This window comes from bacterium (assembly GCA_030649025.1).
Taxonomy (GTDB): domain Bacteria; phylum Patescibacteriota; class Minisyncoccia; order JAUYLV01; family JAUYLV01; genus JAUSGO01.
The window spans coordinates 1-4721 of sequence record JAUSGO010000008.1; the positions used below are offsets into that span (position 1 = coordinate 1).

Here is a 4721-nt window from a genome sequence, read left to right on the forward strand (position 1 = left end):
TGTACGAACTGGTGGCAAAATACCACGGCTCAATAGACGGCGAGCATAATGACGGCATTATCCGCACCCCGTATCTGCCAATAATGTTCGGCGAAAAAATGTGCGGGCTGTTTGCGCAGGTGAAAAAAATCTTTGACCCGCAAAATATCCTCAACCCCGGCAAAAAAGTCGGCGGAACTATTGCTGATATTGAGAGAAGTATGATTGGGCATGTATAAAGTATCTTGTATCGTGTATCTTGTATAAAGAAATAATTTTGATGGGCCAGCCGGAATCCCACCTGAACGCGACTGATAAATTTGACGCCGAAGGGAATTTGATTGACGAATCTACAAAAGAACACATCAAAAAATTCCTCGCGAAGTTTGAGGAGCACGTCGCGAGGTTTAAATAAAAAATAACGGCACCCGTGAGAGTGCCGTTGAGAATTCCAAACTAAGAGACGAAGCCGTTGGCTGAAATCAATCTTCAGCAACCCTCTCTCCGAGAACAGCCGCAGGGTTACGGCCACCTTGACCCTGCTGGAGTTCGTCGAGCCATATTTCGCCATGGCGACACTGACCGCCACTATCGCTGTATAAACTACGTATGCAGGAACCACCGTGCGGGCCACAGAACTTGACTGCCCCGAAGCGAATGGAGATGGTGTTCCCCTGGTAATCCTGACTCTGCCTGAGCATGTCAGGAATGAAGCGGCGATGCCTCATCAGAGCGTCAAGAACGTTTGGATGCTCCCCCCTGTGGTCCATCGTCGTCACCCTTTCGTGATCCTTCCAATGGATAACGCAAGGAACGATCTCCCTTCTATCCACGTAAAGCTTGTCCCTGCGACGCTCGACTTTGACCCAGCCACCCCTTGGGTTCTCTACTACCTCCGCGCCGTCAAACGGCAACTTCGGGGGTGCATCGAGATTGACCCAGATTAGGTTCTTGTTGCCGGTGAGCCGGATGCGCTGGGTGTTGTTGAACTCCATCCCGAGCGCCTTCAGCTTTTCGACAAGCGATTTCTTGCCGTCGCCCGCGAGCCACGGGATGATGTCCATTCCGATGCCCTGACCCCCGAGCGTGTCGCGCACGGTGGCGTAGAGGTCTTGCACCTTCGACATCAGAAGCCCGAGGGGCTTCCACTCGTTCACTTTCGATTGGGGTGATGGAACTTTCACTTGTCCTCCTTTGCCGCCTCCTTGGAGCTCTCGCTCCGCCGACTTGGCGTGGGTTGATGCTGTTTGTCCCGAAGGACTAGCTCGGCCACCCGGCTCTGCCACAGCAGAAAACGGCCTGTTTTCAAGCCCCTTTCTGCTGTGGCCTACCAGCACATTTCAAAGAACTCCCGAAACCATACAGTGTTTCGGGAGTTTAATCAATCTCCTTCATGATCTGTCGCAACGCCGGACGAAAAGCATCACAATAATGAGAAACGCAAAGATGGTGAACGACATGAGCGGGAATGTGATGTAGCCGAATTCAAAAAGGTAACGCTGCGCGCAATCCGTAATCCCGGAATTAAATGGACTCAACGCATGCAATAACATCCTCACAAACTGGAGTTTGTGGGGTTGTCGTGGTAATTGGGGACAGGTTCAGGTACCGATTTTTCTAAATTGAGAGAACGTGTATTTCTTTTACTCTGTGCATTTGACGGTCGCGCGTTACAAGTGCGGTTCGCGTACGCATAGCGGTTGCCGCTATTGCCGCATCTGGAAACTTGAACTTGTATTTTCGCTTAAGTGCCGCTGTCGTTTCAGCGATGTTCTTGTCCACGTCAATAACAACAAAGTAATCAAGAAAGTCTTGTATTTTCGCAAGGTCAGCGGGCGACGCTTCCGGCAGAGCGAGAAGCTCCGCGTACGTTACGGCAGAAATGAAGAGCGCAACATGACGAGAGAACCAGTCATTCACGGCCCGTCAACAGGTGCCGATACCTGCTCTATCGGCCTCAATGACGCGCACATCTTTGTCGAGATACGCGATGAGAATATTGGTGTCCAGCACCATATCACCACTCTTTGCGGAGTGCCTTTTGGTATTGGAGAGGTGTTTTCTTTAGCTTGCCCCTCAATAGACCGGCGGCCTGCGCGAGCGCTTTTGGTATTTGGCGCGTCCGCAAATCTCCTGTGCGCGGTTTTGTAGCGATTGTTGTCGTACTCATATCAACGCATCATATCATGGAGCGCGGCGGACGAAAAGCATCACAATTATAAGAAATGCAAAAATACTGAATGACATGAGTGGGAACGTGATGTAGCCGAATTCAAAAAGGTAACGCTGCGCGCAATCTACGCCTGTGGAAACTGCCGGACACGGGACGATGCTCGCTCCGCCCATTTGCAGGTAGTGCTGGTAGAGGGCAATCGCAGCGCCAAATACTGAAAACGTGATACTGTAATCGGCCACGCTCCGGTCGCTTTTCCATATCGCAACGGCAAACAGAAGAGCTTGCGGATAGAGGAACACCCGCTGAAGCCAGCAGAGCCCGCACGGGAGGACGCCGAGAATTTCGGAATAAAAGAGTGAGATCACCACTCCGCCTGCCGACAGCAAGAATCCTATCCAGAGCCCCCATGTTTCCAGAAAGGAAACGGCCGGAGCGAGGTCGGGAGATTTTTTTCGCAGGAGAAACAGAACGATACACGCGACACTTACGATTTGCAAAGCAACAACCGCAAGCGCGAGCCAGTAATTTATCGCCTCAACGTTGTGCATGTATCTTTATTGTGGAAGCAGACATCCGCTTGCGGAAGACAGTTCCTGCAATGTCTTCTCCCCTGTTAATATGGTGCTGGTCGCAGTGGTACTGGTCGCAGGAAAAACCCATGTCGGATATCCTATTATATTATTGTCTTTGCAAATTTGTTGCTGGTTCTTTCCGTCCGGAGTAGAACACTCTACATACGGCAGAAGCGCCTTTGATTTGCCGAACATCTTGTTTGTCGCCTGACAATGCGGACACCAGAACGCGCCATAGTAGACCGTGCCAGAATCCTTAAGGCACTGCGCGAAACCGTCCAATTTCCCCGGGCCGGAGTTCAATGTCAGGCTCACTCCGATTCCCCCGACAATAAGCGCGAGTACAACTAGCCAGAAAATAAGTGTCCCCTTTTTCATGTTGGTAAATATACCACACGATAACTGCCTGTGTGAAGAATCTGGATAAAGCACATACTCTAACTACTTACGCCTAGGCGTAAGTAGTTAGAGTATAATTCAGTGCTCGGGTTGATTGGGTTAAACCTCCTATATACCTCTTTCCATAATCAGCTTCCGAGGAGAGACCTTTCAAAGCTAAGGACTCACCTCGGAAGCCGATGGAACAAGAAGATGACCAAGGTCACCTTGAGTACTTTTGATACAATGAGTCAATGAAAAACCTGTTCCGCAAGGAATTTCGCCCTCCGTTGCTCGTCCTCGCGCTTCTTATCGCGGGCGTATTCGGTGCGCAACCGTTTTGGATAACGGCAGTAATCATCGGCATTGTGAAAATCTCATGGGACTCGTTTCAGAAAATCCGCGAACATAATTACTCGCTTGATTACATCGCATTGCTTGCAATGGCGGTGTCGCTTGTTGCCGATCAATATTTAGCAGGAGCCGTCATAGCGCTTATGATTACGGGCGGCGAAGCTCTGGACGACTATGCATCAAGGCGCGCCGAGGGAGCGCTACGCGGGCTCGCGGAACGCATCCCGAAGTTCTGCACCATGCGCCTTAGTGGAGGCACGACATCGGAAAAACCCATTCAGGATGTCGTAAGCGAGGAAACTATCGTCGTAAAAAAGAATGAGATTATTCCTCTTGACGGCACGCTTCTTTCGGACAGGGCTCTTCTCAATGAGGCCAACCTGACGGGTGAGGCGCTTCCCCAATCGTTTTCCCGCGGAATGTTCATCAAAAGCGGAGCCATTAACGCCGGAGAAACTCTTGACCTTTCCGTAGAAGGCGGATTTGAAACCTCCACGTACATGCGCATCGTGCATCTCGTGGACGACGCAAAGAAACACAAGGCGCGCATCGTACGGCTCGCAGAAAAAATAAACTTCCCTTTCACGCTCATCACGCTGGTACTTGCTCTCGGAGCCTACATATTGTCCGGCGAACTTTCACGAGCGCTCGCGGTTCTCGTCATTGCAACGCCGTGCCCGCTCATAATCGCGGCACCAGTTGCATTTATCGGCGGACTTTCGCGCGCGGCGCGTCGCAATATTATCGTAAAGCGGCCTGCGACGCTTGAAGAGCTATCGCGCGCCGGCGTCATATTTTTTGACAAGACGGGAACGCTCACACTCGGAGAAATATCTCTCAAGAAAATAGAGAGGATGGAAGAGGCACCGAGCGAGCAGAAGCTGCTTGCAATCGCCTCCGCAATAGAATTCCACTCCATTCACCCGCTTGCACGCGCCATCGGTGCCGCAAGCGCTTCACGGAACGTTCCAACGCTGGAAGCCCGCAACGTAGCAGAAACCATCGGACAAGGAATATCGGGAGATGTTGAAAATCGGCGATACACAATCACAAAAGCGAACACGGGCGAGGGCGGTATTGTCCTTTCGTTTCTTGAAGGCAAACGCGAGCTCGCGCGATTCCACTTTGAAGACGAGGTGAAAGAAAATGTCTCCGAACTATTTCGCGCGCTTTCTGCGCGCGGCATCAGGATGAAAATGCTTACCGGCGACAAGAAAGAAAACGCAAAACGCCTTTTCGGCACGTTTGGAATTCCAATACTT

The 4721-nt window shown here is 51.2% G+C and carries 6 protein-coding genes; 2 read left to right on the forward strand and 4 right to left on the reverse strand.

Annotated features, from left to right (window positions below):
- Positions 1–218: FAD-linked oxidase C-terminal domain-containing protein (locus tag Q7S09_01200; GenBank protein ID MDO8557792.1), on the forward strand; the 218-nt coding region annotated here is incomplete at its 5' end.
- 243 nt (positions 219–461) lie between these two features.
- Here Q7S09_01200 and Q7S09_01205 read toward each other — a convergent pair.
- The 4 genes from Q7S09_01205 to Q7S09_01220 all read right to left on the reverse strand — a co-directional run bounded on the left by Q7S09_01205 (position 462) and on the right by Q7S09_01220 (position 3105).
- Positions 462–1316, reverse strand: coding sequence for a hypothetical protein (locus Q7S09_01205; protein ID MDO8557793.1), 855 nt, complete (start codon positions 1314–1316; stop codon positions 462–464).
- A 280-nt stretch (positions 1317–1596) separates the two neighbouring features.
- Positions 1597–1899 carry a PIN domain-containing protein gene (locus Q7S09_01210; protein ID MDO8557794.1) on the reverse strand — a complete coding sequence of 101 codons (303 nt, stop codon included), beginning with the start codon at positions 1897–1899 and terminating at the stop codon, positions 1597–1599.
- A 264-nt stretch (positions 1900–2163) separates the two neighbouring features.
- On the reverse strand, positions 2164–2703 hold the full coding sequence (locus Q7S09_01215) for a disulfide bond formation protein B (GenBank protein MDO8557795.1): 540 nt from the start codon (positions 2701–2703) through the stop codon (positions 2164–2166).
- Between the two features lie 6 nt (positions 2704–2709).
- Entirely contained in the window at positions 2710–3105 is a 396-nt protein-coding gene (locus Q7S09_01220; protein ID MDO8557796.1) for a thioredoxin domain-containing protein, read from the reverse strand.
- Between the two features lie 254 nt (positions 3106–3359).
- On the opposite strand from Q7S09_01220, the gene Q7S09_01225 reads away from it, so the two are divergent.
- Positions 3360–4721 (forward strand): HAD-IC family P-type ATPase (locus tag Q7S09_01225; GenBank protein MDO8557797.1); only part of this gene is annotated, 1362 nt, incomplete at its 3' end.

Excerpts from the sequence above, each read along its gene's own strand:
- Q7S09_01215 (MDO8557795.1), bottom strand. The coding sequence starts at position 2,703 with ATGCACAACGTTGAGGCGATAAATTACTGGCTCGCGCTTGCGGTTGTT.
- Q7S09_01220 (MDO8557796.1), bottom strand. The coding sequence starts at position 3,105 with ATGAAAAAGGGGACACTTATTTTCTGGCTAGTTGTACTCGCGCTTATT.